Source organism: Aeromonas sp. MaB10011B (assembly GCF_017939325.1).
Lineage (GTDB): Bacteria > Pseudomonadota > Gammaproteobacteria > Enterobacterales > Aeromonadaceae > Aeromonas > Aeromonas caviae.
The window spans coordinates 1-25,479 of record NZ_JAGKRK010000005.1; the positions used below are offsets into that span (position 1 = coordinate 1).

Consider the following 25,479-nt stretch of genomic DNA (forward strand, 5'->3'; position numbering starts at 1 on the left):
GGTCACGCTCTTACTTTGCGGGCTCTTGCGGCGGAGCACCGTTGGAGGTGATCAAGCAATACATTCAAAACCAGCGGGGCTGACGCCCCGGCGAAATTCCCCTCCCACCTACGTCGGAGGGAGTCCCCTTTCGCATTTAAGATGGCGTGAACCTGGGCGCTGCCCAACAGGGTGAGGGTCAGGATGAGCGCGGTCTGTCTGAACATGATCAATACCTCTGGCAATGGGTCATTCGGGCTTGCCGCTCCCTGGGCGGCAAGGGGCTTGCGTTGGCGAGCTGCAGCCCTCTCTCACCATAGCAGGAGCGAAAGACGATGCCTGTATCAGCTCTGGGGGATGCGGACCCCCTTGTCGAGGTAGAGGCTGCTGTAGTGGGCGCGGTGGGTGACGAACATCACCTGATGGCGACTGCCATCGGAGAGAATGATGAAATCACCGGCCTGTGCCGGGCTTTGCAAGCGGATCTCGTGTTCGGGGGCCGTCAGCTTGTCGGCCTCCTCCCGGAAGGTGAGGGTGTAGGAATACATATGGCGCTCCACCGCAGGCTCATATACAGACACGCCTACAACTCTAGCCGCGGTGGCCGGGATCCGCGGCGCCCAAGCGGCGCCGATGGTGCAGATAATGTCAGCAACGGTGAGGCACAGGGATCAGGGACGACCACTGAGCAGGATGGCGCCGCCCAGGGTGATGAAGAGTCCGCCGGTGATGCGGCCAACGAGGCGCTCGCCGCGACCTGGCTTGAAGTAGCGACCGGCGCGCCTAGCCAGGGCGACATAGCACAGATGCACCAGGCTGACGATGGCGCAGATGGTCAGGTACATGGTGATGAACTGCAGCGTCAGCGGACTCTGGTGATCGAGGAACTGGGGCAGCAGAGCGCAGAGGAAGACGATGGTCTTGGGGTTGCTGGCGGAGACCAGAAAGGCTTCTCGCAACAAGGAGAGGGTGGTTCTGGTGCGTCCCCGAGCGGTGGAGGGAGAGAGCCCTTGGGCACCGGTATTGGCCGCGCGCAGCGCCTTGTAGCCCAGATACACCAAGTAGCCACCCCCCGCCAGCTTGAGGGCGACAAAGAGGGGAGGCAGGGTTTGCAGCAGGGGCCCACCCCCATGGCGACCAGACCGATGAGGATGGCCTGGCACCCCAGGTTGCCGAGGATGCTGACAAGGGCGGCGCGCCAGCCGTGTTGCAGACCGTTCTTGACCACCAGCAGCACATTGGGGCCAGGGGTCAGTGTCGCCAGCAGATAGGCCAGCGCAAACAGCATCCAGGTATTGGGGTTCATGAGCACATCCTTGGCGTCAAAGCAGGCATGATGCCAGCCTCTTTGACGAGTCGTCCAGCGGCGTCTCTCCCGGCCCCGAAGAGGATTCAGGGGAGGGCAATCCGGTGCAGCATGGTCTGCGGCTGGAAATGCAATAGGCAAGGATGTGTATAAAAAAATCGCATTAAGGCAGTTTTTTATGATGTGTTAAAACCGCAGATAAGCTGTCTTTTTTCTCACCGGCTAACCAATGGCGTCGCAGCATACTGATTTAACCGATATCGATGGATCGCCAATCGTAAGCGCTGCTCGTCCTGCCTCGAGCTTGTCGACTTGCAGGGTTCCTTGAAGCGCTCTTTCTTTGGTGCGAGAAAGATCACTGTTGTGGACAGAAAGATCCCCTCTACTTGGCCATATGGAACCGCAATGAATGAGGGGGGAGGATGTCACTTTTTGATGAGCGTCGAGTGCAGGATCTCTGTGCCCGCTTGCTGGCAGACACTAATAACCAGGGATATTCACTCGATAGCAAGCATGGCCGCGAGTTGAGAGATCTCCTGCAGGCTGTGGGTGGAGTCAAGCCAGTGGGACGAGGGGCTCGTCATGTGTTGACCGATGCTGGAAGGAATTATCTCGCAGCACAGCTGGCACAGGTTGCACCAGTGATGCCGGACAGGCGTGACACGATACGGGCTCTCGGGGTGGACCTGCCCGCACATCTAAACCAGGCCAGTTTTCATGCCCTCTGGCATGGGGACAGCAAGAGCGGGATAGATCCAGATAATGATGCTATCGACATCACGCTGACACAGGATGAAGTGATTCGACTTCGCACGCTGAGCCCGCTGTCACTCATCGACCAGGACGGACTGCGCCACGACATGAGGGCGCAACTGGCACTATTGGGAGAGCTGGTCTTACCGGAGCGCTGCTTGAGTAAGTTACATGGCATTGAGTGGCAGGGGCGGCAACTGGTCACGGTGGAGAACAAGGGAGCTTTCGTGGATTACCCGCTGCAAGTGGGGGAGTTGTTGCTCTATGTGCCTGGCCGCAATACCAAGTTGGCACGTCAGGTATTCCCGCTGTTGCCGGCTGCCGTACCCTGGGCCCATTTTGGCGATCTGGATCAGCGCGGATTGGATATCGCTAACGAGCTGGCCCATGCCCTTCGTCGTCCGTTGGCTCTTTGGCTACCCGACACCTTGATGGCCTATGTTCATCACTATGCCCGCACTCTGATCCGCCGTCTGGAGGGGCAACCGATCAGCAGAGGCAAGATCCCATGGGAGGAGGTCCCCGTGGTGAGTGAGCATGGCAAGCAACTGGAAGAGGTCCTTATATATCTGATCGAAAGGGGATTGTGGTTGGAACAGGAAGTATTGGTGCTAGCCGGAGGTTGGCAGTCATGGCCACTCGACGCGCCTTGCGGCCAACGCAGTAATGAAAAAACCGCCATCAGGCGGTTTTAATGGTTGTCAGCCCCTATTTCAGGGCTTTTTTCAGCTTTTTGATCTTGCTTTCGTGCTTGGCGATTTTCGCCTGGCGGGCGGCGATCTTCTTCTTGATCTCTTTCTTGCTGGCCATGGGGCGGCTCCTTGTCTCGTGGGCGCCATGGGGATCAGGGTGCCCGGGGTCTTTCCATGCGTGCCGGGAAGGCCCTCTCCGTTGGCGCACTGACAGTCAGGGGAGGGGCATACCGCGGAACTGGTTTGCAGGATAGTCCAGTTTCCCGCGAGTGCCACCCGAACGGCAGGAAACAGAGGCAACAAAAAAGCGCCCCTGGGGGCGCTTCTGGCTTGAAGGGGCGGTATCAGGCCTTCTTCAGGTAGGCGGCCACCAGCACGATCTGCATGCCGTTGACCTTGCCCTCGATGTGCAGCGGGTTGTTGGTCAGGCGAATGCCCTTGACCAGGGTGCCGCGCTTGGCGGTGAAGCCCGCGCCCTTGACGTCCAGATCCTTGATCAGGGTGACGGAGTCCCCTTCCACCAGCACGGCGCCATTGGAGTCGACGGTCGGCACGCTGTCGTCATCGTCGCTGGTCACGCCGGCGTCTGCCCAGGCCTTGACCTCGTCTTCCATGTACATCATGTCCAGCATGTCCTGGGCCCAGAGCTCGCCCCGGGCGACGAGGGCCTTCAACTGGCGCCAGGCCATCACCTGCACCGCCGGCACCTGGCTCCACATGCTGTCACCCAGGCAGCGCCAGTGGTTCACCTCCGTGGTGTCCGGCTGCTCCAGCTGGCCGCGGCAGGTGGCGCAGAGGGCCACGCTGTGGTCGTCGTCGCTGGCGGGGGAGTGCGGCACCGAGAAGGCAGTCAGCGCATGTTCTGCGCCACACAGCTCGCATTTGGCGTTTGCACGGGCTTGCAGGATGGCATTGATGGTCATGATTGGGTTCCGTTTATAGGGGTAAAGCGGCTCGCCGTGGCGGGCTGCGCGAATGAGGGGGCGGAATATAGCACAAATCCCTGCTTTTTGTCAGGCTACCAGCGGCGCACAGGCGAGTGCTTTTTGACGGCAGATCGCTAGAATGAGCCTCCCTTTTTGCGCCAAAGGACAGGTTCACCGTGCTGGCCCACCGTTTTCGACAACTGGACTGCTTGCTCACCGCCGAGCGACGCTGGTGGCAATACCAGCCCTATCACCACTTGGGGATCGCCTTTGCCCGCGAGGCGCCAGCCCTTGCGAAGTGCCTGGCAGCCCTGACCCTTGACGAGATAGCGCACCTCGACGGGGACATGGATGCGCTCTGCGCCCTGCTCGCCCCCTGGATCCCGGCGGGGGCCGAGTTGCAGGCCCTCGGCGAGCTTGCCCCTTTCGCCCCCGAGCTCGTCCAGTGCGCTAGGGCCATGGCGATGTACATGCCGGGACGCAAGCAGGGGCAGATAGAGGCCTTCACCGGCTGCCTGCCCCCCCACCAAGGTCCCTATCTGGAGTGGTGCGCTGGCAAGGGGCATCTGGGGCGCCTGGTGTCGCTGCACCGTGGCGCCGAGATCCTGAGCCTGGAGTGGCAGGGGGCGCTCTGCGAGGAGGGGCGGCGGCTCGCCGCGCGCGACGGCGCCAACATGCGGTTCGTGGAGGCGGATGCCTTTGCCGCCGAGTCCGGGGCCCTCATCGCCCCGCACCATCACGCCATGGCGCTCCATGCCTGCGGCGATCTGCACACCCATCTGCTGACGCGGGTGGCCGAGGGGCGTGCCCAGGGGGTGACCCTCTCCCCGTGTTGCTACCACCTCATCAGGGGAGAGCACTATGCGCCCCTCTCCCGGGCCGCCAGGGCCAGTGCCCTGCGCCTTGGCAAGAGCGATTTGAAGCTGCCGCTGCAGGAGACGGTGACCGGCGGCGCCCGCATCGCCCGGTTGCGGGAGCGGGAGGTGGTGTGGCGCCTCGCCTTTGACTGCCTGCAGCGCCAGGTGCGCGGGGTGGATGAGTACCTGCCGGTGCCCAACCTGCAAAAGAGCCTGCTGACCGGGGACTTCGAGGATTTCTGCCACTGGGCCGCCGAGCGCAAGGGGATGGGCTTGCCCGCGGGGCTCGACTACGCCGCCTTGCTGGCACAGGGGGAGCGGCGTTTTGGCGATGTCGCCCGCATGGAGCTGGTGCGCCACCTGTTTCGCCGCCCCCTGGAAATCTGGCTGCTGCTCGATCGCGCCCTCTTCCTCGAGGAGCAGGGCTACCGGGTGGAGGTGGGCACCTTCTGCCCCAAACCCATGACCCCGCGCAATCTGCTGATCCGGGCGGTGCGCGCAGGGGGGATCTGAACAAGCGTCCGCACAGGTCGGATGGCTGCGCCAACAAGGCCAGGGGCTGGATCCCCCTGCAAACGAGCGCCATCTGAGTGCAGGGAGGCATGGCTCACAATTTCGCCAAATTCTTAATTCTTGTCGTGAATTTAGTTGTCAGGATGCCTATGCTCGCCCTGACATTTTCAAGACAAGGATGGTTACCCATGTTCATGCTCACGCGCACCGCCTGCCTGGTTGCCCTCGTCTGGGCGCTGCCCGGCCAGAGCGCCATGACAATCCAGCCCGATCCCCAGAACAGCGGCGGCTATGTGATGGCGGCGGCGGATCTTGCCAGAGCGGCCCAGGCCAAGACCGCCAACCCCATGTACGGGATCTGGTCCCACGCCCTGGCCACCCGGCCCAATACGGTGGTGGAGGCCATCGTGGCCCGCGCCCCCGGCAACCCGGACAACGTCAAGCGGGTCGAGCGGGTCTTCACCGAATCGGACTGGGAGTTCCTGACCCAGATGGCCGCCCCGGAGTACACCTACGAGCGCTTCCTGCGGGCGGTGGGCAAGTTCCCCGCCTTCTGCGGCGACTACACGGACGGGCGCAATGCGGACGCCATCTGCAAGAAGTCCATCATCACCGCCTTCGCCCACTTTGCCCAGGAGACCGGCGGCCACATTGCCAAGGAGAATGTCTCCGACAACCCCCTGGGGCTGGAGGAGTGGCAACAGGCCCTGGTGCACGTGCGGGAGATGGGCTGGTCTGAGGGGCAGACCGGCTACACCACGGGGTGTGGCCAGAGTGACTGGCAGAACCGGCGCTGGCCCTGCAGCACCGGTCAGGGCTATTTCGGTCGCGGCGCCAAGCAGCTCTCCTATCACTTCAACTACGGCGCCTTCTCCGAGGCCATGTTCGACGGCGACGCCACCGTGCTCCTCAACAACCCCGGGCTGGTGGCGGACTCCTGGCTCAACCTCGCCTCCGCCATCTGGTTCTTCCTGACGCCCCAGGCTCCCAAACCCGCCATGCTGCACGTCATCGACCGGACCTGGGTGCCCTCCCAGCGTGAGCTGGCGGCGGGCATCGGCTACGGCTTTGGCACCACCATCAACATCATCAACGGTGGCATCGAGTGCGGCGAGCAGAACAAGAACAAGGGCCAGCCGGTCAACCGCATCCGCTACTGGGAGGGGCTCGCGGCCCACTACGGTATCCCGCTGCTGGCGGACGAGAAGAACACCTGCTGGCAGCAGACCCCCTATGGCAGCCTCAACCTCAACGGCGCCACCGACGTGCTCTACACCAACTGGGACGGCAACTGGAAATACTACCCGGACAGACCCGGCGGCTACTCCTTCGAGTGCGATCTGGTGGGGTACCAGACCGCCTATTCGGCCCTGGTACCGGGGGATTACGAGAAGTGCGTGACCAACTTCTACGGCTCCCACGCCAGCTGGCCCAAGGTACGGGTGGTGGCCACGCTGGATCCGGCCCCGGTCGACCCCGGCACGCCGCCGGTGGACGGGGTACCGGCCTGGGAGGCAGGCAAGGTCTACACCGCGGGCAACAAGGTGAGCCACAAGGGGGTCATCTATCAGGCCAAGTGGTGGACCCAGGGCAACGAGCCGGGCAAGGGGGACCCTTGGGCACCGGTAACCTGAGAGTCAGCGCAAGAGCAAGCACTCCGGGGAGGCCGCGCGCCTCCCTTGTTGATCGCCGCGCTGGCTTGCTGCGCCTCTTTTGGCACTGATAGAGTGCGGATTCACACCGAGGGAGGATGACCATGAACATCGCCATTCATTTTGAAATTCCGGTACAGGATCTGGAGAGAGCCATCCGCTTCTATGAGAGGGTCTTCGAGACGGTGCTGGAGCGGGTGCAGATCGATGGCAACGAGATGGCGCTCTTTCCCCTGGAAAGTGGCACGGCGGGCTGCTCCGGCGCCCTGGCGAAGGGGGAGAGCTATGTGCCGAGCCTGGATGGCACCCGGATCTATCTGCGGGTGCCTGACATCGAGGGGACCATGGCCCGGGCGCTGGCATCGGGCGGGGCCTGTCTCTATCCCGTCACCCGGGTCGGGGAGAGCCTCCGGGTGGCGGAGTGTCGGGATTGCGAGGGGAATCGCATCGCCTTGCAGGAGGGAACCTGACCATTATTTATCCGGTGCATGGGATGTGTTGAGTCATTCACACGATGAATAAAGAGGGGGATTTTCCCGCTCCGGGAGCCTCAGCCCCGCGGTGAGGCCCCGGTATGGTCAGTTGCCGCCCCCCGGATCCCGTGCTACTTCATCTGGTGCGGCAAGAAGGCGAGCACCCGTTCGCCCGGTCTGTCGCCCCAACTCTCAGGAGGCATCATGGAAGGACATTGTCTGTGTGGCGGGATCACCGTGTCGAGCGGCGATCACAAGGAGGTCAACCTGTGTCATTGCGCCATGTGCCGGCGCTGGTCAGGGGGGCCCATGTTCGCGGTGCACGGGGGCAAGGGCGTGCGGTTCACCGGGATGGCCCCGGTGGCCTACCGCTCGTCGGAGTGGGCGGAGCGCGGATTCTGCCCCACCTGCGGCACCCATCTTTTCTACCATCTGTTGCCGACGGACGAGTACATCCTCTCCGCCGGCCTGTTTCAGGATCAGGGGTTCGAGCTCACCGGGCAGATCTTCATCGACGAGAAACCCGACTTCTATGCCCTCAAGAACGACACCCCGACCCTGACCGGACAGCAGGTGTTCGAGCAGTTCGCCCCCAAACCCTGAGCCTGTACTCACCCCGAGGAGAAGCCATCATGGATGAACAACCGAAGGTGAAGGGGCCTGCCTCCTATTTTCCCGCCATTGAGCAGAAATACGGCCAGCCCATCGTCCACTGGCTGACCCTGCTGGCGGGGCGGGAGGAGCGCAAACACATGGCCCTGGTGGCCTGGCTCAAGGACGAACACGCCATGGGTCACGGCCATGCCAATGCCCTGGTGGCCCACTTTTTGGCGCAGCCCGATGCGCCCGGCGTGGCATGACAGTGCCACAGTGCAAAACGTGCAGGAAAGCCAGAGGAGCAGAGAGATGAAGATAAGCGTCAGCGTCTGGGTTGCCAGGCCGATTGCCGATGTGTGGCAGGGCTGGAACACCCCCGCCAGCATCATGGCGTGGAACGCCGCTTCCCCGCAGTGGCACTGCCCCCAAAGCCGGGTGGACCTGCGGGTGGGCGGGCGTTTTTGCCACCACATGGCGGCGCGGGATGGCAGCACGGGGTTTGATTTCGAGGGGACCTTCACCGAGGTCACGGCGCCGACGGGGCTCGGCTACGTCATGGACGATGGCCGCGAGGTGAGCGTGCGGTTCGTGGCAGAACAGGGGGGCACCCGGGTGGAGGAGCGGTTCGATGCCGAGTCCCTGCACAGCGGCGATCAGCAGCGGGCGGGGTGGCAGAGCATCCTGGATAACTTCAAGCGCCATATGGAGGCCGCCGGCTGACCCCTGTGGGGCGCCAAGAAAAAACCACCGCAAGCTGGCGGTGGTTTTTTTATGGCGTTCGCCCGGAGCAAGGCGGGGAGGGGAAGGGGGTTACTCCTCGATGTCCAGCAGCACCAGGATGGCGCTCTCGCCCCCCCACTCCCGCGGCGCCTGGTGAAAGGCGCGCACAGCGGGGTGCTGGGCCAGCCAGCTCGGGATGCGCTGCTTGAGGATGTGCTTGCCGATGCCGTGCATCACCGAAGCGACGTGGATGTTCTCTTTTCGGCACAGGGTGAGCAGGGCCGCCAGCTCCTGCTTGGCCTGGTGCTGGTTCATGCCGTGCAGATCCAGATAAATCTCCGGCGGGTAGCTGCCGCGCTTGAGCTTTTTCAGCTCGAATTTTGACACGTCGTCGCGCACGTAACGGGTCGGCCCGTCCGCCTCGAGATGGGGCTGGTACTCGTCGCTGAAAAAGTGGTCAACCCCAAGCTTTTCGCGGCTCTCGCGCACTTCGCGTTTCTGCTTGACCGGGCTTGAGGAGGCCCTTATGGTATCTTGCTTAATTTTCCGGGTACCTTTGACAGCATCACGAAACAACAGGCTTTCCTCGTCTGTGAGTGAGGGCGTATTTTTCATCAGGTACTCGTCTTGCTCGCTGTATAAAATTCTCGGGCCGGATAGTACTCGACTTGGAGGTGGATTTGGACAAGATATTTATCGATGAGGTGGTTGCCGAAATGCACACCATCCAGGACATGTTGCGCTGGGCCATGAGTCGTTTCAACGACGCCGGGATCTTCTACGGACATGGTACCGACAACGCCTGGGATGAGGCCGTGCAACTGGTGCTGCCCGCGTTACATCTGCCGCCGGACGTGGATCCGGGCATGCGCCACTCCCGCCTGACCACCAGCGAGCGCCACCGCATCGCCGAGCTCATCATCCGCCGCGTGCAGGAGCGCATTCCGGCGCCTTACCTGACCAACAAGGCCTGGTATGCGGGCTGGGAATTCTACGTGGACGAACGGGTGCTCATTCCGCGCTCCCCCATCGCCGAGCTGGTGGCCAACCGCTTCGCCCCCTTCCTGAAAGACGAACCGACCCGGATCATGGACCTGTGTACCGGCTCCGGCTGCATCGCCATCATCATGGCCCACGAGTTCCCCCATGCGGAAGTGGATGCCATCGACATCAGCGTCGATGCCCTCAACGTGGCCGAGCGCAACATCAACGATCACGGGCTGGAGCAGCAGGTTATCCCCATTCGCTCCGATCTGTTCCGGGATCTGCCGGCCGGTGACAAGTACGATCTCATCGTCTCCAACCCGCCCTACGTGGACTCCGAGGACATGTCGGATCTGCCGGAGGAGTTTCGCCACGAGCCGGAGCTGGCCCTGGCGTCGGGCTCCGACGGCCTCAAGCTCACCAAACGTCTGCTGGCCAATGCCGCCGACTTCCTGAAAGAGGATGGCGTGCTGGTGGTCGAGGTGGGCAACAGCATGATCCACCTGGAAGCCCAGTTCCCCGAGGTGCCCTTCACCTGGGTCGAGTTCGAAAACGGCGGCCACGGCGTCTTTGTGATGACCCGCGCAGAGCTCGAGCAGTACCAGGCCCATTTCGCCATTTACAAGAACTAAGCAGCAAGGAGCATTCATGGCAGGGAACAGTTTCGGCCAACTCTTTCGGGTCACCACTTTCGGCGAGAGCCACGGTCTGGCGCTGGGCGCCGTGGTCGACGGCTGCCCGCCGGGGCTGGAGATAAGCGAAGACGATTTGCAGGGGGATCTGGACAGGCGCAAGCCCGGTACGTCCCGCTACACCACTCAGCGCCGCGAGGCGGACGAGGTGAAGATCCTCTCCGGGGTGTTCGAGGGCAAGACCACGGGCACCTCCATCGGGCTGCTCATCGAGAACACCGATCAGCGCTCCAAGGACTACTCCGAGATCAAGGATCTGTTCCGACCCGGCCACGCCGACTACACCTATCACCAGAAGTACGGCCAGCGTGACTACCGTGGCGGCGGCCGCTCCTCGGCCCGCGAGACCGCCATGCGGGTCGCGGCGGGCGCCATCGCCAAGAAGTACCTGAAACAGGTGCACGGCATCGAGATCGTGGGTTTTCTCTCCCAGCTCGGCCCCATCAAGGCGGAAGGGTTCGACGAGAGCCAGATCGAGCAGAACCCCTTCTTCTTCCCCGATGCGGGCAAGCTGGAGGCGCTGGATGAATACATGCGTGCCCTCAAGAAAGAGGGAAACAGCGTGGGGGCCAAGGTGTGCGTCGTGGCGCGCAACGTGCCGGTAGGCCTAGGGGAGCCGGTGTTCGACCGCCTCGACGCCGACATCGCCCACGCCATGATGGGCATCAACGCGGTGAAAGGGGTGGAGATCGGTGACGGCTTCGCGGTGGTGGAGCAAAAAGGCTCGGAGCACCGGGACGAGATGACTCCGACCGGCTTTGCCAGCAATCATGCGGGGGGCATCCTGGGGGGCATTTCGTCGGGTCAGGAGATCGTGGTGAGCATGGCCCTCAAGCCTACCTCCAGCATCACTGTGCCGGGCAAGACCATCACCACCAGCGGTGAGGCCACCGAGATGATCACCAAGGGGCGTCACGACCCCTGCGTCGGCATCCGTGCAGTGCCCATCGCCGAGGCCATGCTGGCCCTGGTGCTGATGGATCACCTGCTGCGCCACCGCGCCCAGAACCAGGGCGTGCACACCCAGACCCCGCAGCTGCGCTGATCACGCTGCGGGCCAGGTGAGTGATCACCAGATACCACAAGGCGACCCCAGGGTCGCCTTTTTCATGGTTTTTTGCCGGCGCCTGCCTCAGGGGGCCGATGGCGTCGAGAGCGATGGGTGCCGGGTTGCGTCCAGGCGGCAGCGGGGCGGCGCAAAGGCGGGATCCGGTGAGGGCAGGGTGGCGATGGCGGCATCGATGCGGGCGAGCGCCTCATCGTTCACGGCCTTTTTGGCAAACATCAGGCGCACCGGCTGCTGGTGCAAGAGCACCTGACACTGGATGGCATTGCTCGCCCCGAGCTGGTAGCGGGCGTATTGCCACTCCATGATGACGCCGTCGAGGCGGTGCGCCAGCAAGAGGGTGAGCAGCCTGTCATCGCTGTTGTATTCACTCGCCTGCCCGAGGGCAGGGCACTCCTCGTTCATCGGCAGGGGGCGGGTACCCCGCAGCTTGCCAAGTCGAAGCCCCTTGGCCTGGCAGAGGGTTGCCAGCTCTGTGAGCCCTTGCCAGCCGTCGGGCTCCCCGGCCTGCGGGCGCTGGCTCAGCAGCACGAAGCTGGCGCGCCGATAGGGGGCGGAGAAGCGGGCGAACCGCTCCCGCTCGGGGGTTTTCAGGGCGCCCATGGCCACGTCCAGCTGCTGGCGCTCCATGAGGTAGAGGGCCCGGGCCCAGGGGAGGTTGCGAAAGGCGGGCTCCACGCCTGCCTTGCCCAGGATCTGGCGGGTCAGGGTCACGTCCAGTCCGCCGAGGGTGCCGTCGGCAGCGATTTGACTGAAAGGGGGCCAGTGGCTCCAGGCCACCGACAGGGTCTCCCTGGCGGCGAGGGGCTGGGCGAAGAGCAGGGGCAGGACGAGGCCCAGCATGCGCCGGGCGGTGGGGGTGAACTTCCGTTTCAATCAAAACCTCCTGTTCCGTGTATCGCGCCGTCCCCGGCAGGCTGCGCAGGGGCATTGATACATACGGCGATTCGGGCCATTTTGTCCTGCCTTCGTCCCTATTTCCAGCCGTGCTGGGAGGCGCATCACATTTTCCTCGTCTAAGTGCGCCAACTCCGTTAGACTGCGCCTCTATTCTTTCCCCTTTGCTCTGCTCCCCGGGGAAATCGTTGTTTTCTCTATAGGCCCGGATCCTGTGAGATGGCATCGGCTCAGCAGAGGAGCCCCACCACGATCTTTGGCGCCCCTATCCCTAGCAGGTAACTATGAGTTTTACTTCCCTCGGTCTGGCCGAACCCTTGTTGCGTGCCGTTGCCGAGCAAGGCTACGACACCCCGTCTCCCATTCAGCAACAAGCGATCCCGGCGGTACTGGCTGGCCGTGATCTGATGGCCGCCGCCCAGACCGGGACCGGCAAGACCGCAGGTTTCACCCTGCCGATGCTGCAACGTCTGATTGAAAGCAAGCGCAAGGTCTCCCCGAACCGCATCCGCGCCCTGGTGCTGACCCCGACCCGCGAGCTGGCCGCCCAGGTGGGCGAGAGCGTGCGCAACTACGGCAAGCACCTGCCGATCCGCAGCCACGTGGTATTTGGCGGCGTGAGCATCAACCCCCAGATGATGGCGACCCGCCGTGGTCTGGACGTGCTGGTGGCCTGCCCGGGCCGCCTGATGGATCTCTACAACCAGAACGCCGTCAAGTTCGACGAAGTGGAGATCCTGGTACTGGACGAAGCGGACCGCATGCTCGACATGGGCTTTATCCGCGACATCCGCCGCATCCTGGCCCTGCTGCCGAAGAAGCGCCAGAACCTGCTCTTCTCCGCCACCTTCGCCGACGAAATTCGCGAGCTGGCCACCGGTCTGCTGGACAACCCGGCGGTGATCGAAGTGACCCCGCGCAACAGCACCGCCGAGCGCATCGAGCAGCTGGTACACCCCTGCGACAAGGCCAACAAGATTGCCCTGCTGAGTCACCTGGTCACCAGCAACGACTGGCAGCAGGTGCTGGTGTTCACCCGTACCAAGCACATGGCCAACCGCGTTGCCGAGACCCTCGACAAGAACGGCGTCAGCGCCGCCGCCATCCACGGCAACAAGAGCCAGGGTGCCCGTACCCGCGCCCTTGCCGGTTTCAAGGATGGCAGCGTCAAGGTGCTGGTGGCGACCGACATCGCCGCCCGTGGCCTGGACATCGACAAACTGCCCCAGGTGGTCAACTTCGAGCTGCCGAACGTGGCGGAAGATTACGTGCACCGTATCGGCCGTACCGGCCGTGCTGGCGCCGCTGGTCACGCCATCTCCCTGGTGGCCGCCGATGAGGGCAAGCTCATCAAGGCCATCGAGCGGCTGACCAAGCAGAACATTCCGTGCGAGCAGGTGGCCGGTTTTGAAGCCTCCCGCGAGACCCTCGACAACATCGCCCGTGGCATCGGTGCGCCGCTTCGCAAAGAGCCGCGGGATCCGAGCGAGCAGCGCCGTGCGCCGCGTCCGCAAGGCCAGGGCCAGCGTCAGGGGGCCGGTCGCTCCGGCAATGGCGCCGGTGGTAGCGGCGGTGGCAATCGCACTGGCAACGGCGGCAAGCCCAAGCCTCAGGGCGGCCAGCGTCCGGAAGGCGGCGCTGGCAAACCGGCCCAGGCCCGTCGTCCCCGTCGCGCCAGCCACAACCAGTAAGCGGCCAGGGAGCCAGGCTCCCCCACTGTTCGGTTGATACAAAAAGCCCCGCCAATCTGGCGGGGCTTTGTTTGTCCTGGTAGACGCTATTCACCGTAGAGGCGGATCTCCAGCACATGAGTGATGGCCTCGCCGCTCCAGTGGTACTCCAGATGACGGGCGTGGTCCACCCGGCTGACCAGACGGGGGCGATAGAGCACGTGACAGTCGTGACCGGGGTGGCGCACCGAGCGGTAGTGGATGCCGTCCGCCCCGGCGACCTTCTGCTCCCGGGCGAAGGCCTGGGCGGGGCCGTAATCGGTGGCGTGATAGAGGGGGCCTGGCAAAAACGCCGGGCCCGTGATGTCGATGAGGCTGGCGCTGAACTGCGCCTGGATCACCCGCATCTGCACCTTCTGGGCCGGCTCCCGGGTGTACCCGAAGATCCGCTCCCTGTGGTAGACCGTCTCCTTGATGCCGGTGTCGAGGGAGGGGGCACAATAGTAGCCGCCAAAGTCCCCCGTGGTGAAACGGGCACCCTCGGGATTGAGGTGGGTGAAGGCGGCCATCACATAGCTGCCGCCGGGCAGCCCCACCAGCCAGTCTTCCCTGGGCACCCGCATCAGCTCGCCCGCCTCTTCCCTCAGTCTGTCGTTGGTCAGCACCTCGACGGCCCAGACCGCCTCCAGCTCGTCGGCGGTAGCGACGTCTTCATAGAGGCAGATGGGGGGAAAGCGGCTCGGAATGATGCGATAGGCGCAGGCATTGTGGAAGGTGCGCAAGGGCGGGGAGGACATCAGGCCATCTCCCCGCGCCAGGCGTGCAGCCGGGTGGCCACTTCGTAGAGATCGGCCACCCGCCCACCCTGCATGACCTCCATGGCGCTACGCCCGGCGAAGAAGGGGTGGCTGTTGGGTTTGCGCACCCAGCCATAGATGCTCTCATCCAGGCTGAACAGCAGCCGCAGGCTCTTGTGGATGTTGAGTAGATAGCTCATCCGCTCCTGGAGATCGGCGCTCAGCCGAATACCGCCGCTGGCCTCCTTGTACTTGTTCAGGGTGGAGCGGGAGGTAATGCCAAGCAGCCTGAGCTGTTCATCCGTGCTGCACTGCCATTTGTCCATGATGCGAAACACCACGGGCAGGGCCTTGCTGGGATCGACGGCGGGCTGTTGCCGGGCAAGAGATGCGGTGGCGACCATGTTGCCTCCCGGGTTGGCGTGCCAGACGGGCACGGGATCGTGGGTTGTCTGCTAAGCAGTGTAGGGCAGGGGCGCAGTAATGTACATATCTATACATGCTTGCACTCAAATGTTCATTATTGGATGGATTTCGCGAGGAGGGGCGCGGGTCGGCCAAGTGAGACCGTGCCAATGAAGCGCCCCGCCAACTGGGTTGGCGGGGCATGTCTCTTTGCGGCGTTTCTGCTTGTCGGGTCGGGGAGATCAGAGGGCGGGCAGCAGCCCCATGCTGACGCTGACCTGCACCCCGACGATCAGTACCCCCATGGCACCGGCCAGACCCAGGGCCAGTACGCCGCCCGGGACGCGGTAGTGGTTTGCCTCGGCCTGCTTGCGGCTCTGCCACACCAGGGCCACCGGCAGCAGCACCGCCAGCACCGCCAGCGCAATGGCGGCGTAACCGAGCGCCATGATGAAGCCTTGCGGGAAGTAGAGGGCGAACAGCAGGGGCGGCACGAAGGTGATGAGGCCGGTCTGGGTGCGGCCCTGCCAGTTGTCCTTGCGACGGGTCACCTTGGCCATGAAGTCGAACAGTCCCAGGGTCACCCCGAGGAAGGAGGTGGCGAGCGCGAGATCCGCGAACAGATGCATCGCCTGGTTGAAGGCGGGCCAGCTCACCAGGCCGCCGACGTTGGCCAGCAGGCTGTCCAGGGCGCCGCCGGTCTGGATCAGGGATTGCTGACCCAGCAGCCCCAGTATGGCGATCTGCCACAGCACGTAGAGCACGAGCGGCAAGGCGGAGCCCCACACGAAGACTCGGCGCAACTGCCTGGGGTTGTCCCCGAGGTAGAGCATGACGCTCGGGATGGAGCCGTGGAAGCCGAAGGAGGTGAAGATGACCGGCAGGCCCGCCAGCAGCAAGCCTTCCCCGAGGGGCATGGAGAGCAGGTGCTGCCCCTGGGCGCGGGGCAGCAGCAGCGCCAGCACCGCCACCATGATCACCAGCTTCACGGTGAACATCAGGCGGTTGAGGTAATCCACCTGCCTGGTGCCGACGCACACCATGCCGCCAAACAACAGGGTAAAGACCCAGGCCGCCTGCTCCTGGCCGAGGGGCAGGCCGGCATCGGCCAGTGCCTGGGCCAGCAGGCTGCTGCCGCCGCTGATGTAGGCGGAGGCCAGGGCGTAGAACAGCATCAGGATGCAGAAGGAGGCGATGCCCTTGCCCCAGGGGCCGAGCAGGTGATCCGCCAGCTGGTGCAGGTACCACTTGCCGGTGCTGAGGCTGGCTTCCACCTGCAGCATGGCGGTGAAGGCCATCAGGGCCCAGAGGCCGATCATCAGCATCAGGGTGGCGGGGCCGCCCAGGGACGAGGAGGCCAGCGGCAGGGCCAGCATGCCGGCGCCTATGGTGGTGCCGGCAATCAACAGGGTACAACCCAGGGTCTTGGTATTCATGTCATCCATCCGAAAGTGAGGGGCGCTGTTGCAAACAAGAGAGAGCCAGTTGGCTGTGTCGGGAGGCGCCTCCGGGGAAAAGCCGGAGGCTAGCAATATCGGTGTGGATACATCTGTACCTGAAACCTGTCAGTTGTAAAAATTGGTTGCCAAGTTAGCGGATTGAAATGGCGGAAACAACCCCTTAAAAGCGGATTTTGTGCTGTAGCAAGCCGAAGGGTGGCAATAAAAAGTGACACATTGCGCCATGCGCCGAAAAAACGCGCCCCTCAGGGGGAGGCTGCCCGTCAGGCTGCGTTGCGGGTCGACATCGAGAGCGCCCGCGTTGGCGGCAACAGGGCTTGCAGAGGGTAACACGGGGCCCTGGTGGTGCGACTGGCCCGATATAAGCAAACATCGGGTCATACTCCCAAAAGCCATCATTTTCACTTATAGCGAGCCGAGGCGCCGATAAACGTGCCCTGGCGCGGGGTTGCCGCCCGGCAGATCACCTCAAAGCCAGAAGGCGAAGGGCAAAGCTGAGACAACAGGGGAGAACACAAGCAGGTGTGGGGGAGGAGGCTCAGGGGCTGGCACTGCGGGCCGCCCCCGGGGTGGTGCGTCGTTGCCGGGTCAGCGGCGGCGTTTGAGGGTACGGCTCACATAGTGCAGGCCGCTCTGGTAGTCGCCATTGACCGCCTTGAGGGCCAGCGTCAGGGCCTGGCTTGCCAGGGCGTCGTGCTGCTGGGGCAGGGAGTTGATGCCAAAGGGGAGGAAATCGAGCAGGCGGTCATCCCCGAAGGTAGCCATGGCGAGCTGGCTCATGTCAGCCTCCTGCTCCAGCAGGTAGTCGAGCACCCCCTCCATCAGGATGTAGGAGGTGGTGATCAGCGCCTCGGGCAGTTGCCCGAGCTGCTGATGGAGCGTCTTGATCAGGCGATACCCTTCGGTGCGCGAGAAGTGGGCCCCTTCACACAGGTGGCGGGTCGCACTGTGACTGGCAATGGCCTGTTCGAAGCCCGCTTTTCGCTCCTGACTGATCGTCAGTTCCGGCAGTGCAGTGATCAAGGCGATATGACCGATGGCCGGGGTGAGCAGGGAGGTGGTGAGATCCAGGCTCGCCTTCTGGTTTTCACTCGCCACGGTGACGAAGTGCTCGGTGGCCATGGCACGGTCGATGGCGAGGATCTGCACGCCCCTGGACTGCTGCTCCAGGTAGAAGGGATCCGCCGGGAGGAGGCAGCTTGCCACCAGGAGCGCGTCCACATGGCGGCTCACCAGCATCCGGGCCAGCTCCTTTTCGGTGTCCGGATCGTCCTCCGAGCAGACGATGAGCAACTGATATCCCTGGGTGCGGGCCCCTTGCTCCAGGCGCTTGGCGAGCTTGGCGTAACTGGCGTTTTCGAGGTCGGGCAGGATGAAGCCGAGGGTGCGGGTCTGGCCGCCGCGCAGGGAAGCGGCGCGGCTGTCCGGCTGATAGTTGTGGGCATGGACCACGGCCATCACCTTGTCGCGGGTTGCCTGGCTGATGCGGTATTGATCGGCCTTGCCATTGATCACATAGCTGGCGGTGGTGCGAGAGACACCGGCCAGCGCGGCGATTTCATCCAGTTTCATCATGTTGGCTCTGTTTGAGTTGCAAGGCCCGCGCCGGTTCCTGGTTGGGGCGCCGAAAAGTGTGCGCGGGATCATATCATTGAAACGTACTTTCTGCGGGATCTTGAACAATGCGCTGAAACGATTCAGTCTGAGTGTAAGTGAAACGATTCAGCTTGTCAGTAACGGATGATTATCTGCACTTGGAAATGGGTTCCGGCTCACCAAAGCGAGAGATCACCGTCTATTGTCAGCAGGCAAGTTACCCGAAAATCGAGTTGAGTTGAGCCGGTACGCCGCGAGGCGAAGCCGGACCTGATGGAGAATCTCTATGTTGAAGTTGGCGCGACAGCAAATCCTGCTGGGACAATCGGTGACGACCAAGGCGGACGCCATCGCACTGCTGGCAAGCAAACTGACCGACGCCGGTCTGGTTGAAGCTGGTTACGTGGACGGCATGCTGGCGCGGGAAGCGCAGCACGCCACCTATCTTGGCAGCGGTATTGCCATTCCCCACGGCACCACGGACACCCGTCATCTGGTGAAGAGCACCGGCGTCATGGTAGCCCAGTTCCCCCACGGCATCGAGTGGGACGAGGGGCAGATTGCCTACGTCGCCATCGGCATCGCCGCCAAGTCCGACGAGCATCTGGGCATTTTGCGCCAGCTCACCCACGTGCTGGGTGACGAGCAGGCCGCAGCCCAGCTCAAGGGGGCGACCGACGAAGAGACCATCATCAATATCCTGACTGGCGCGACTGCCGCCAAAGAGGTGCAATACCTGACCCTGGCGGACTTCCCGGCCGACGACCAGGACCAGTTGCTGCTGGGGGCTGCGGCCCGCGCCAAATCCGCAGGCTGGGGAGACGCCGCCATGGTGAGCGCCCTCCTGGCCAGCCAGCCTGTTCACCTGGGGGAGGGCATCTGGCTGGCCCGTGCGCAAGCGGCCCAGACCGGTTGGGTGCTGGCCACCCCGAGCACCCCGCTGAACGTCGGTGAATTGCCGGTCAGCGCCCTGCTACTGCTGTGTGCCGCAGATAGCGGCCATCTGCCGCAACTCGAGAATCTGGCCAAGCTGGCCGCAGCCGGCCAGTTGGCCACCCTTTCTGGCAGCGACGGTCTGGCCATGTTGCAGGCGGGTCCGGCGAGCGGGCTGTCCGAGACCTTCACCATCATCAACCCCCACGGTCTGCATGCCCGTCCGGGCGCCATGCTGGTCAAGGTGGCCAAGGAGTATGAATCCGACATCCGCGTCGCCAACCTCGATGGCAGCGGTGAAGCCGTCTCTGCCAAGAGCCTGATGAAGGTGATCGGGCTTGGGGTCAAGTGCGGTCATCGTCTGGCGTTTCGCGCCGAAGGAGCGGATGCCGAAGCAGCCCTCAAGGGCATTGGCGAAGCCATTGCCGCGGGTCTTGGCGAGGGGGGGCACTGATGGACATCGTCACCATCACCCTTAATCCCGCGCTCGATCTCACCACCCGTCTGGAGGCCATGCACCCTGGCGAGGTCAATCTGGTGAGCGAGGCCAACTTGCGCGCCGCGGGCAAGGGGATCAACGTCGCCATGGTCTTGAAAGATCTCGGCCGTGACGTAGGCCTGACCGGCTGGCTCGGCGAGGGTAACCAGCAGAGCTTCGTCTCCCTGTTCGAGGAGCGTGCCCTTGCCGATCACTTCGTGCGCGTGGCGGGCGACACCCGGATCAACGTCAAGATCTCCGAACAATCCGGCCGGGTGACCGATCTCAATCTGCCGGGACTCGCGGTGCAGGAAGGCGATGTCAGCGCCCTGGAAGCGGCGCTGGAGCGACTGGCACCCCACACTGACTGGTTCGTGCTGGCGGGCAGCCTGCCCAAAGGGGTGGCCCCCGATTACTGCGGCCATCTGATCCGTCTGCTCAAGGCCAAGGGCAAGCAGGTGATCTTCGATTGCAGCGGCGCGGCGTTGAGCGAAGGGATCAAGGCGGCGCCGACCCTGGTCAAACCCAACCTGGAAGAGCTGAGCCAGTGGGCGGGTCGCCCCGTGAAGACCCTGAGCGAGCAGGCCGAGTGCGCCCGCGCGCTGCAGGCCAGCGGGATCCCCAACGTGGTGATCTCCAATGGTGCCGACGGCCTCATCTGGTTTGCACCGGATGCCACCTGGCAGGCGATTCCGCCGCGCATGGAGGTGGTCAGCACCGTGGGTGCCGGCGACTCCCTGGTGGCGGGCCTGGTCCATGGCATGAGCCTGGACTGGACGCCGGAGCAGACCCTGCGGCTGGCCACCGCCGTCTCGGCACTGGCGGTGAGCCAGGTCGCGGTCGGCTTCAACGATATCAATGTGCTCAAACCGTTACTCGAGCAGGTGCGCGTACAGCGTCTGGATGATCTGGCACCGACTCAACCCCAACCCCATTTGATGGCTAACTCAGGAGATGCCCAATGAAAGCAATTCTGGTTACGGCTTGCCCGGCGGGCATTGCCACCAGCTTTCTCGCTGCAAAACGGATAGAACAGCAGGCCAAACTGGCTGGCTGGGAGCTCACCCTCGACGTCGACTCCAGCGTGCAGCCCCGTCAGGTTCCCTCGAAAGAGCTGATTGCCGCCGCCGACCTGGTGCTGGTCGTTGCCAGCGCACCGGTGGATCTGGCCGCCTATGATGGCAAGTCGCTCTATCGGGGCGACATGGATCTGGCGCTCCAGGATCCCGCTGCCCTGCTGGACGCCGCGCGAAGCGGTGCCAGCGTCTATCGCCATGAGGCGACGCCTGTGGTTGCCAAACCGGCCAGCGGTGCCAAGCGCATCGTGGCGGTGACGGCCTGCCCGACCGGGGTGGCCCACACCTTCATGTCGGCCGAGGCCCTGGAGACCATGGCCAAGCAGCTGGGTCACCAGATCCGCGTCGAGACCCAGGGATCGGTCGGTGCCCAGAATGCCTTGACGGCGGACGAGATTGCCGCCGCCGATCTGGTGTTCCTCGCCACTGACATCGAGGTGGACATGGCGCGCTTTGACGGCAAGCCGGTCTATCGCACCAGCACGGGGGCTGCCCTGAAGAAAACCCGGGCCGAGCTCGACAAGGCCTGGACCGAGGCGAAGGTCTATCGCCACAGCGGCGCGGCTGCGGTCAAGAAAGAGGAAAAGGCGGGCCCCTACAAGCACCTGCTGACCGGTGTCTCCTTCATGCTGCCCATGGTGGTAGCGGGGGGCCTTATCATCGCGCTCTCCTTCATCTTCGGCATTGAAGCGTTCAAGGAAGAGGGGACGCTGGCCGCGGCCCTGATGAAGATCGGTGGCGGCTCCGCCTTCGCCCTGATGATCCCGGTGCTGGCAGGCTACATCGCCTACTCCATCGCCGACCGTCCGGGTCTGGCGCCCGGCATGATCGCCGGTATGCTGGCAAGCTCGCTCGGCGCCGGTTTCCTTGGCGGCATCGTCGGCGGCTTCCTCGCCGGTTACAGCGCCAAGTTCCTGAGCGACAAGGTACGCCTGCCGGTCACCCTGGAAGCCCTCAAGCCCATCCTCATCATTCCGCTCTTTGCCAGCCTGTTCACCGGTCTGGTGATGATCTACGTGGTGGGTGGCCCGGTGGCGGGCATCATGAATGCCATGACCGAGTTCCTCAACAACATGGGCTCTGCCAACGCCGTGCTGCTGGGTGTCATCATCGGCGCCATGATGTGCTTCGACATGGGTGGCCCGGTCAACAAGGCGGCTTATGCCTTCGGTGTCGGCCTGCTCGCCTCCAAGACCTATGCCCCCATGGCAGCGGTCATGGCCGCCGGCATGGTGCCTGCACTGGGGATGGGGATCGCGACCTTCCTGGCCAGCAGAAAGTTCATCAAGGCGGAGCAGGAGGCGGGCAAGGCCTCCTTCGTGCTGGGTCTGTGCTTCATCTCCGAGGGGGCCATCCCGTTTGCCGCCAAGGACCCCATGCGCGTCATCCCGGCCTGCATGGCGGGCGGTGCCCTGACCGGTGCGCTCTCCATGCTGTTCGGCTGCGAGCTGGTGGCACCCCACGGTGGTCTGTTCGTGCTCTTCATCCCGAACGCCATCAGCCATGTGATGATGTACATCCTGGCGATCGCGGCCGGTTCTCTGGTGACCGGGGTGGCTTACGCCATGCTCAAGCGTGGCGAGGAGCAGGCCAAGCTGGCGACCGTCTGAGGGCGTCACGGCGTGACACACTCTTCATGACAAGGCGGCCCTGGGGCCGCCTTTCTTGTTGGGGGGAGGGGCAACGTGGGATTTAAAAATCCCAGCCTGGCGGGGGCGGCGGATCGGCCGCCTCTTCGGCCTGCGCCTTGCGGCGAGCGGCCTCGACCCTGGCCTTGCGGTTGCGGCACAGGCGCATCACCTCCTGCTGCTGGGCAGGGGTCATGGCAAGCCAGTTGAAACGCTCCTCGCGGCTTCGCATGCATCCCTTGCAATACCCCTTGTTGTTCAGTTCGCAGACCCCGACACAGGGGCTCTGGAGCGGGAAGATTTCGAGCTGTTCCATCCATGACCTCTCACACCTTGTCACCTTGTTATAACCCAGAAGATCACGGCAGGAGAAATCCGTCGTCAGGGGCGTGAAGGCGTTTGCTTTCCCCGGGCAATTTTGGCATCTTCCCCGCCGTGCAAGACACTCGGTGTTATATGAGGACATATGAATAGACATGCGTACTGGTTGGCCGCCGCCGTGGTGGGGCTGGCCGGTTGTGCGGGCAACCCTGAACCGGTCAAGGTGCCCCAGAAGAAGGCGGAATCCGGATGTTTTCTGAACTGCGAGATCCCTGTGAATCTGGGCAAGCAGTATCTGGATGGTGCCCTGCCGGGGGATCTGGTGCGGGTAGAGCGGGTCAACAGCCGCGCCCGCGCCGATTACAGCAAGTTCGGTCCCCAGAGCCGGATGGTGATGGAACGCTCCGGCCGCATGGCGAGCCGCTATGGGGAGCTCTACCGTCAGCTCTCACGCTGGGTCGCCAATGGGGGCAATCCCGCCCATATCACCCAGTACGGCATCAGCCTGGCGCAGCTTGGCGGTGCCGACCGCATGGGCAACGTGCTCTTCACCGGCTACTACTCGCCGGTGCTGGAGGTGCGCCATCGCCCGGACGCCCAGTACAAGTATCCCATCTATGCCATGCCCAACTGCGGCGGTCGCTGCCCGAGCCGGGCCGAGATCCACCGGGGGGCGTTGGCCAACCGGGGGTTGGAGCTGGGCTACAGCAAGTCCCTCATCGACAACTTCCTGATGGACGTGCAGGGTTCCGGCTTCGTTCACTACGGCGATGACGACCGGCTGCAGTACCTCGGCTACAGCGGCAAGAACGGCCACGGCTATGTCAGCATTGGCCGGGTGCTCATCGACCGTGGCGAAGTGCCCAAGGAGCAGATGTCCATGAAGGCCATCAAGGAGTGGGCCAACCGTCAGCCGGAAGAGAGCGTGAAGGAGCTGGTGGAGCAGAACCCCTCCTATGTCTTCTTCGAGCGCCGTCCCACCAATGACGTGGTGGGGGCTGCCGGCATTCCGCTCTTGCCCATGGCGGCGGTGGCTGCCGACAAGACTCTGCTGCCCATGGGCACCCCCATCCTCGCGGAAGTGCCGCTGCTGGACAAAGAGGGCAACTGGACCGGCAAGCACCAGCTGCGCCTGCTGATTGCGCTGGATGTGGGGGGCGCGGTGAAGAAGGGGCACCTCGATCTCTACCACGGTATGGGGGAGAAAGCCGGTGTCGCGGCCGGTCACTACAAGCATTTTGGCCGGGTCTGGAAGCTGGGTCTGCACCACGGGCCGACTGCCGCCCCCTGGTTGTAACCCCCCCGGGTTGTAATGTAAGAGGGGCCATGGCTCCTCATTTCCCTCAAGAGACGGGACATTCCCATGAAAAAAGCCGCCGGAGCAATCCGGCGGCTTTTTGTTTGCGGGGCAGATCTGGCGATAAGGGCCGTCAGCCCTTTCGGATATCGAGCTTGATGGCGCCCACCGGCTGACAGCAGCAGGGGAGGCACTCCCCCTGGGAGACAAAGGCGAGCGGGACGGCGGCGTAGTGCACCTTGCCCGCCAGCAGCGGGGTGCGGCAGGCGCCGCAATAGCCGCTGCGGCACTGGAACTCCACGTGATGGCCGTGGCGCTCCAGGGTCTCCAGCACGCTTTCGCCGGGATGGGGGTGCAGTACACCGTCCAGGGTCTGTACCTGGGGGGCTTGCCCTTCCGGCGCCGTGGTGGCGGTATGCTGGGGCGCGTTCAGGGTGGCGGTGGCGTCACTCACGGACGTCGCTCTCCCGCATCATGGGCTGCCAGCAGAGGTCGCCTTGCATCACAGCTCGAAGTCACCGAGATCGTCGGCGTGCACTTCACTGTCGATCTGACCCACCAGATAGGAGCTTACTTCCACTTCCTGGGGCGCCACCTGCACGTTGTCGGAGGAGAGCCAGGTGTTGATCCAGGGGATGGGGTTCTGCTTGGTGCCGGCAAAGGCCGGTTGCAGGCCGACGGCCGCCATGCGCAGGTTGGTGATGTATTCCACGTACTGGCAGAGGATGTCCTTGTTCAGGCCGATCATGGAGCCGTCCTGGAACAGGTACTCGGCCCACTCCTTCTCCTGCAGGGCCGCTTCCTTGAACAGCTCGAAGCAGGCCTGCTCGCACTCGACGGCGATCTCCGCCATGTCGGGGTCGTCGTTGCCGCTGCGCATCAGGTTCAGCATGTGCTGGGTGCCGGTCAGGTGCAGCGCTTCGTCACGGGCGATCATCTTGATGATCTTGGCGTTGCCCTCCATCAGCTCGCGCTCGGCGAAGGCAAAGGAGCAGGCGAAGCTCACGTAGAAGCGGATGGCTTCGAGGGCGTTGACGCTCATCAGGCACAGGTAGAGCTTCTTCTTGAGCTCCCGCAGGCTGATGGTGACTTCGCGATCCCCGATCCGGTGAGTCCCCTCACCGTGCAGGTGATAGACGGAGGTGGCCTCGATGAGATCGTCATAGAAGTGGCTGATGGAGCCGGCGCGCTTCAAGATCTGCTCGTTGGTCACGATGTCGTCGAACACCTGGCCCGGGTTGTTGACGATGTTGCGGATGATGTGGGTGTAGGAGCGAGAGTGGATGGTCTCGGAGAAGGCCCAGGTCTCGATCCAGGTCTCCAGCTCCGGGATGGAGACCAGGGGCAGCAGGGCAACGTTGGGGCTGCGGCCCTGAATGGAATCCAGCAGGGTCTGGTACTTCAGGTTGGAGATGAAGATGTGCTGCTCGTGGGGCGGCAGAGCCTGGAAGTCGATGCGGTCGTGGGAGACATCCACCTCTTCCGGGCGCCAGAAGAAGGAGAGCTGCTTCTCGATCAGCCGCTCGAAGATGTCGTGCTTTTGCTGATCATAACGAGCCACGTTGACCGACTGGCCGAAGAACATCGGCTCCTTGAGCTGATCGTTTTGGGTCTGGCAAAAAGTAGAGTAAGCCATGGTTCGAATGCCGTGAAATAGGGAAAACAGGAGGGCGGGAGCTTGATGCTCCCGCCCGGTTTATCAGTGCGTTTC

Annotated in this window: 27 protein-coding genes and 1 pseudogene; 15 read left to right on the forward strand and 13 right to left on the reverse strand. The window is 63.6% G+C overall.

What is annotated here, in order from left to right:
* Positions 1 to 83 (forward strand): transposase (locus tag J9893_RS02510; protein ID WP_202904331.1); only part of this gene is annotated, 83 nt, incomplete at its 5' end.
* 240 nt (positions 84 to 323) lie between these two features.
* Here J9893_RS02510 and J9893_RS02515 read toward each other — a convergent pair.
* The 3 genes and pseudogenes from J9893_RS02515 to J9893_RS21525 all read right to left on the reverse strand — a co-directional run.
* Positions 324 to 527 carry a hypothetical protein gene (locus J9893_RS02515; RefSeq protein ID WP_039040737.1) on the reverse strand — a complete coding sequence of 68 codons (204 nt, stop codon included), beginning with the start codon at positions 525 to 527 and terminating at the stop codon, positions 324 to 326.
* 123 nt (positions 528 to 650) lie between these two features.
* Entirely contained in the window at positions 651 to 1,142 is a 492-nt protein-coding gene (locus J9893_RS21520; RefSeq protein WP_232098082.1) for a LysE family translocator, read from the reverse strand.
* 17 nt (positions 1,143 to 1,159) lie between these two features.
* A pseudogene (locus tag J9893_RS21525) lies at positions 1,160 to 1,285 on the reverse strand (LysE family translocator); the annotation flags it as partial.
* A 422-nt stretch (positions 1,286 to 1,707) separates the two neighbouring features.
* On the opposite strand from J9893_RS21525, the gene J9893_RS02525 reads away from it, so the two are divergent.
* Positions 1,708 to 2,733, forward strand: a complete 1,026-nt coding sequence (locus J9893_RS02525; RefSeq protein ID WP_049636773.1) for a Wadjet anti-phage system protein JetD domain-containing protein — start codon at positions 1,708 to 1,710, stop codon at positions 2,731 to 2,733.
* A gap of 341 nt (positions 2,734 to 3,074) precedes the next feature.
* On the opposite strand, the gene J9893_RS02530 is transcribed toward J9893_RS02525, so the two are convergent.
* Positions 3,075 to 3,653 carry an alkylphosphonate utilization protein gene (locus tag J9893_RS02530; RefSeq protein WP_210599924.1) on the reverse strand — a complete coding sequence of 193 codons (579 nt, stop codon included), beginning with the start codon at positions 3,651 to 3,653 and terminating at the stop codon, positions 3,075 to 3,077.
* Positions 3,654 to 3,832: 179 nt separating this feature from the next.
* Between J9893_RS02530 and J9893_RS02535 the strand changes: the two genes are divergently transcribed.
* From J9893_RS02535 to J9893_RS02560, 6 genes are all read left to right on the forward strand, one after another.
* Positions 3,833 to 5,026 carry a methyltransferase gene (locus J9893_RS02535; RefSeq protein ID WP_210599923.1) on the forward strand — a complete coding sequence of 398 codons (1,194 nt, stop codon included), beginning with the start codon at positions 3,833 to 3,835 and terminating at the stop codon, positions 5,024 to 5,026.
* A 188-nt stretch (positions 5,027 to 5,214) separates the two neighbouring features.
* Positions 5,215 to 6,660, forward strand: a complete 1,446-nt coding sequence (locus J9893_RS02540) for a chitinase (protein ID WP_082180667.1) — start codon at positions 5,215 to 5,217, stop codon at positions 6,658 to 6,660.
* A gap of 122 nt (positions 6,661 to 6,782) precedes the next feature.
* Positions 6,783 to 7,148, forward strand: a complete 366-nt coding sequence (locus J9893_RS02545) for a VOC family protein (RefSeq protein ID WP_048207775.1) — start codon at positions 6,783 to 6,785, stop codon at positions 7,146 to 7,148.
* Between the two features lie 207 nt (positions 7,149 to 7,355).
* On the forward strand, positions 7,356 to 7,754 hold the full coding sequence (locus tag J9893_RS02550; RefSeq protein ID WP_041211468.1) for a GFA family protein: 399 nt from the start codon (positions 7,356 to 7,358) through the stop codon (positions 7,752 to 7,754).
* A gap of 29 nt (positions 7,755 to 7,783) precedes the next feature.
* Positions 7,784 to 8,011, forward strand: a complete 228-nt coding sequence (locus tag J9893_RS02555) for a DUF4287 domain-containing protein (RefSeq protein ID WP_042863908.1) — start codon at positions 7,784 to 7,786, stop codon at positions 8,009 to 8,011.
* 46 nt (positions 8,012 to 8,057) lie between these two features.
* Positions 8,058 to 8,468 carry an SRPBCC domain-containing protein gene (locus J9893_RS02560; protein ID WP_210599922.1) on the forward strand — a complete coding sequence of 137 codons (411 nt, stop codon included), beginning with the start codon at positions 8,058 to 8,060 and terminating at the stop codon, positions 8,466 to 8,468.
* Positions 8,469 to 8,558: 90 nt separating this feature from the next.
* Here J9893_RS02560 and smrB read toward each other — a convergent pair whose 3' ends face one another.
* A complete protein-coding gene (gene smrB, locus J9893_RS02565; protein WP_049636766.1) occupies positions 8,559 to 9,083 on the reverse strand; it encodes an endonuclease SmrB in 525 nt (174 codons plus the stop codon).
* Between the two features lie 65 nt (positions 9,084 to 9,148).
* On the opposite strand from smrB, the gene prmB reads away from it, so the two are divergent.
* Both prmB and aroC read left to right on the forward strand, forming a co-directional pair.
* Positions 9,149 to 10,084 carry a 50S ribosomal protein L3 N(5)-glutamine methyltransferase gene (gene prmB / locus J9893_RS02570; protein WP_069784646.1) on the forward strand — a complete coding sequence of 312 codons (936 nt, stop codon included), beginning with the start codon at positions 9,149 to 9,151 and terminating at the stop codon, positions 10,082 to 10,084.
* A gap of 16 nt (positions 10,085 to 10,100) precedes the next feature.
* Positions 10,101 to 11,189 carry a chorismate synthase gene (gene aroC, locus J9893_RS02575; RefSeq protein WP_042017130.1) on the forward strand — a complete coding sequence of 363 codons (1,089 nt, stop codon included), beginning with the start codon at positions 10,101 to 10,103 and terminating at the stop codon, positions 11,187 to 11,189.
* Positions 11,190 to 11,276: 87 nt separating this feature from the next.
* On the opposite strand, the gene J9893_RS02580 is transcribed toward aroC, so the two are convergent.
* Entirely contained in the window at positions 11,277 to 12,053 is a 777-nt protein-coding gene (locus J9893_RS02580; RefSeq protein WP_167292784.1) for a transporter substrate-binding domain-containing protein, read from the reverse strand.
* Positions 12,054 to 12,391: 338 nt separating this feature from the next.
* On the opposite strand from J9893_RS02580, the gene J9893_RS02585 reads away from it, so the two are divergent.
* The gene (locus J9893_RS02585; RefSeq protein WP_069784634.1) at positions 12,392 to 13,798 is read left to right on the forward strand and encodes a DEAD/DEAH box helicase; all 1,407 of its coding nucleotides are present in this window, start codon (positions 12,392 to 12,394) and stop codon (positions 13,796 to 13,798) included.
* A gap of 86 nt (positions 13,799 to 13,884) precedes the next feature.
* On the opposite strand, the gene J9893_RS02590 is transcribed toward J9893_RS02585, so the two are convergent.
* The 4 genes from J9893_RS02590 to cra all read right to left on the reverse strand — a co-directional run bounded on the left by J9893_RS02590 (position 13,885) and on the right by cra (position 18,014).
* Positions 13,885 to 14,574 (reverse strand): RES family NAD+ phosphorylase, encoded by a 690-nt coding sequence (locus J9893_RS02590; protein ID WP_210599921.1) that lies wholly within the window; start codon positions 14,572 to 14,574, stop codon positions 13,885 to 13,887.
* Entirely contained in the window at positions 14,574 to 14,978 is a 405-nt protein-coding gene (locus J9893_RS02595; RefSeq protein WP_182721605.1) for an antitoxin Xre-like helix-turn-helix domain-containing protein, read from the reverse strand. Before J9893_RS02595 ends, J9893_RS02590 begins: the two co-directional genes overlap by 1 nt.
* Positions 14,979 to 15,221: 243 nt before the next feature.
* The gene (locus J9893_RS02600) at positions 15,222 to 16,415 is read right to left on the reverse strand and encodes an aromatic amino acid transport family protein (RefSeq protein ID WP_210599920.1); all 1,194 of its coding nucleotides are present in this window, start codon (positions 16,413 to 16,415) and stop codon (positions 15,222 to 15,224) included.
* A 612-nt stretch (positions 16,416 to 17,027) separates the two neighbouring features.
* A complete protein-coding gene (gene cra / locus J9893_RS02605; protein WP_181023056.1) occupies positions 17,028 to 18,014 on the reverse strand; it encodes a catabolite repressor/activator in 987 nt (328 codons plus the stop codon).
* A 307-nt stretch (positions 18,015 to 18,321) separates the two neighbouring features.
* Between cra and fruB the strand changes: the two genes are divergently transcribed.
* Genes fruB through fruA form a run of 3 tightly spaced genes read left to right on the forward strand, consistent with a single transcriptional unit; the run spans position 18,322 to position 22,132 of the window.
* Positions 18,322 to 19,422 carry a fused PTS fructose transporter subunit IIA/HPr protein gene (fruB, locus tag J9893_RS02610; RefSeq protein ID WP_210599919.1) on the forward strand — a complete coding sequence of 367 codons (1,101 nt, stop codon included), beginning with the start codon at positions 18,322 to 18,324 and terminating at the stop codon, positions 19,420 to 19,422.
* Complete coding sequence (gene pfkB / locus J9893_RS02615) at positions 19,422 to 20,411, forward strand: 1-phosphofructokinase (protein WP_010674821.1); 990 nt, start codon at positions 19,422 to 19,424, stop codon at positions 20,409 to 20,411. The genes fruB and pfkB overlap by 1 nt, the downstream gene beginning before the upstream one ends.
* A complete protein-coding gene (fruA, locus tag J9893_RS02620; RefSeq protein WP_210599918.1) occupies positions 20,408 to 22,132 on the forward strand; it encodes a PTS fructose transporter subunit IIBC in 1,725 nt (574 codons plus the stop codon). The genes pfkB and fruA overlap by 4 nt, the downstream gene beginning before the upstream one ends.
* Positions 22,133 to 22,214: 82 nt before the next feature.
* Here the strand turns inward: fruA and J9893_RS02625 are convergent, their stop codons facing one another.
* Positions 22,215 to 22,466 (reverse strand): DUF1289 domain-containing protein, encoded by a 252-nt coding sequence (locus tag J9893_RS02625; RefSeq protein ID WP_210599917.1) that lies wholly within the window; start codon positions 22,464 to 22,466, stop codon positions 22,215 to 22,217.
* A gap of 150 nt (positions 22,467 to 22,616) precedes the next feature.
* Between J9893_RS02625 and mltA the strand changes: the two genes are divergently transcribed.
* On the forward strand, positions 22,617 to 23,768 hold the full coding sequence (mltA, locus tag J9893_RS02630) for a murein transglycosylase A (RefSeq protein WP_029314565.1): 1,152 nt from the start codon (positions 22,617 to 22,619) through the stop codon (positions 23,766 to 23,768).
* Positions 23,769 to 23,901: 133 nt separating this feature from the next.
* On the opposite strand, the gene yfaE is transcribed toward mltA, so the two are convergent.
* Both yfaE and nrdB read right to left on the reverse strand, forming a co-directional pair.
* The gene (gene yfaE, locus J9893_RS02635) at positions 23,902 to 24,201 is read right to left on the reverse strand and encodes a class I ribonucleotide reductase maintenance protein YfaE (RefSeq protein WP_080560507.1); all 300 of its coding nucleotides are present in this window, start codon (positions 24,199 to 24,201) and stop codon (positions 23,902 to 23,904) included.
* Positions 24,202 to 24,270: 69 nt separating this feature from the next.
* Positions 24,271 to 25,404 (reverse strand): class Ia ribonucleoside-diphosphate reductase subunit beta, encoded by a 1,134-nt coding sequence (gene nrdB, locus J9893_RS02640; protein ID WP_010674816.1) that lies wholly within the window; start codon positions 25,402 to 25,404, stop codon positions 24,271 to 24,273.
* Positions 25,405 to 25,479 lie beyond the last annotated feature (75 nt).

Excerpts from the sequence above, each read along its gene's own strand:
- fruB (WP_210599919.1), top strand. The coding sequence starts at position 18,322 with ATGTTGAAGTTGGCGCGACAGCAAATCCTGCTGGGACAATCGGTGACG.
- J9893_RS02600 (WP_210599920.1), bottom strand. The coding sequence starts at position 16,415 with ATGAATACCAAGACCCTGGGTTGTACCCTGTTGATTGCCGGCACCACC.
- J9893_RS02555 (WP_042863908.1), top strand. The coding sequence starts at position 7,784 with ATGGATGAACAACCGAAGGTGAAGGGGCCTGCCTCCTATTTTCCCGCC.
- J9893_RS02550 (WP_041211468.1), top strand. The coding sequence starts at position 7,356 with ATGGAAGGACATTGTCTGTGTGGCGGGATCACCGTGTCGAGCGGCGAT.
- pfkB (WP_010674821.1), top strand. The coding sequence starts at position 19,422 with ATGGACATCGTCACCATCACCCTTAATCCCGCGCTCGATCTCACCACC.
- cra (WP_181023056.1), bottom strand. The coding sequence starts at position 18,014 with ATGATGAAACTGGATGAAATCGCCGCGCTGGCCGGTGTCTCTCGCACC.
- J9893_RS02625 (WP_210599917.1), bottom strand. The coding sequence starts at position 22,466 with ATGGAACAGCTCGAAATCTTCCCGCTCCAGAGCCCCTGTGTCGGGGTC.
- smrB (WP_049636766.1), bottom strand. The coding sequence starts at position 9,083 with ATGAAAAATACGCCCTCACTCACAGACGAGGAAAGCCTGTTGTTTCGT.
- aroC (WP_042017130.1), top strand. The coding sequence starts at position 10,101 with ATGGCAGGGAACAGTTTCGGCCAACTCTTTCGGGTCACCACTTTCGGC.
- mltA (WP_029314565.1), top strand. The coding sequence starts at position 22,617 with ATGAATAGACATGCGTACTGGTTGGCCGCCGCCGTGGTGGGGCTGGCC.
- J9893_RS02560 (WP_210599922.1), top strand. The coding sequence starts at position 8,058 with ATGAAGATAAGCGTCAGCGTCTGGGTTGCCAGGCCGATTGCCGATGTG.
- J9893_RS02590 (WP_210599921.1), bottom strand. The coding sequence starts at position 14,574 with ATGTCCTCCCCGCCCTTGCGCACCTTCCACAATGCCTGCGCCTATCGC.
- J9893_RS02515 (WP_039040737.1), bottom strand. The coding sequence starts at position 527 with ATGTATTCCTACACCCTCACCTTCCGGGAGGAGGCCGACAAGCTGACG.
- J9893_RS02545 (WP_048207775.1), top strand. The coding sequence starts at position 6,783 with ATGAACATCGCCATTCATTTTGAAATTCCGGTACAGGATCTGGAGAGA.
- J9893_RS02540 (WP_082180667.1), top strand. The coding sequence starts at position 5,215 with ATGTTCATGCTCACGCGCACCGCCTGCCTGGTTGCCCTCGTCTGGGCG.
- J9893_RS02595 (WP_182721605.1), bottom strand. The coding sequence starts at position 14,978 with ATGGTCGCCACCGCATCTCTTGCCCGGCAACAGCCCGCCGTCGATCCC.
- J9893_RS02530 (WP_210599924.1), bottom strand. The coding sequence starts at position 3,653 with ATGACCATCAATGCCATCCTGCAAGCCCGTGCAAACGCCAAATGCGAG.
- J9893_RS02580 (WP_167292784.1), bottom strand. The coding sequence starts at position 12,053 with ATGCTGGGCCTCGTCCTGCCCCTGCTCTTCGCCCAGCCCCTCGCCGCC.
- nrdB (WP_010674816.1), bottom strand. The coding sequence starts at position 25,404 with ATGGCTTACTCTACTTTTTGCCAGACCCAAAACGATCAGCTCAAGGAG.
- J9893_RS02525 (WP_049636773.1), top strand. The coding sequence starts at position 1,708 with ATGTCACTTTTTGATGAGCGTCGAGTGCAGGATCTCTGTGCCCGCTTG.
- fruA (WP_210599918.1), top strand. The coding sequence starts at position 20,408 with ATGAAAGCAATTCTGGTTACGGCTTGCCCGGCGGGCATTGCCACCAGC.
- J9893_RS02585 (WP_069784634.1), top strand. The coding sequence starts at position 12,392 with ATGAGTTTTACTTCCCTCGGTCTGGCCGAACCCTTGTTGCGTGCCGTT.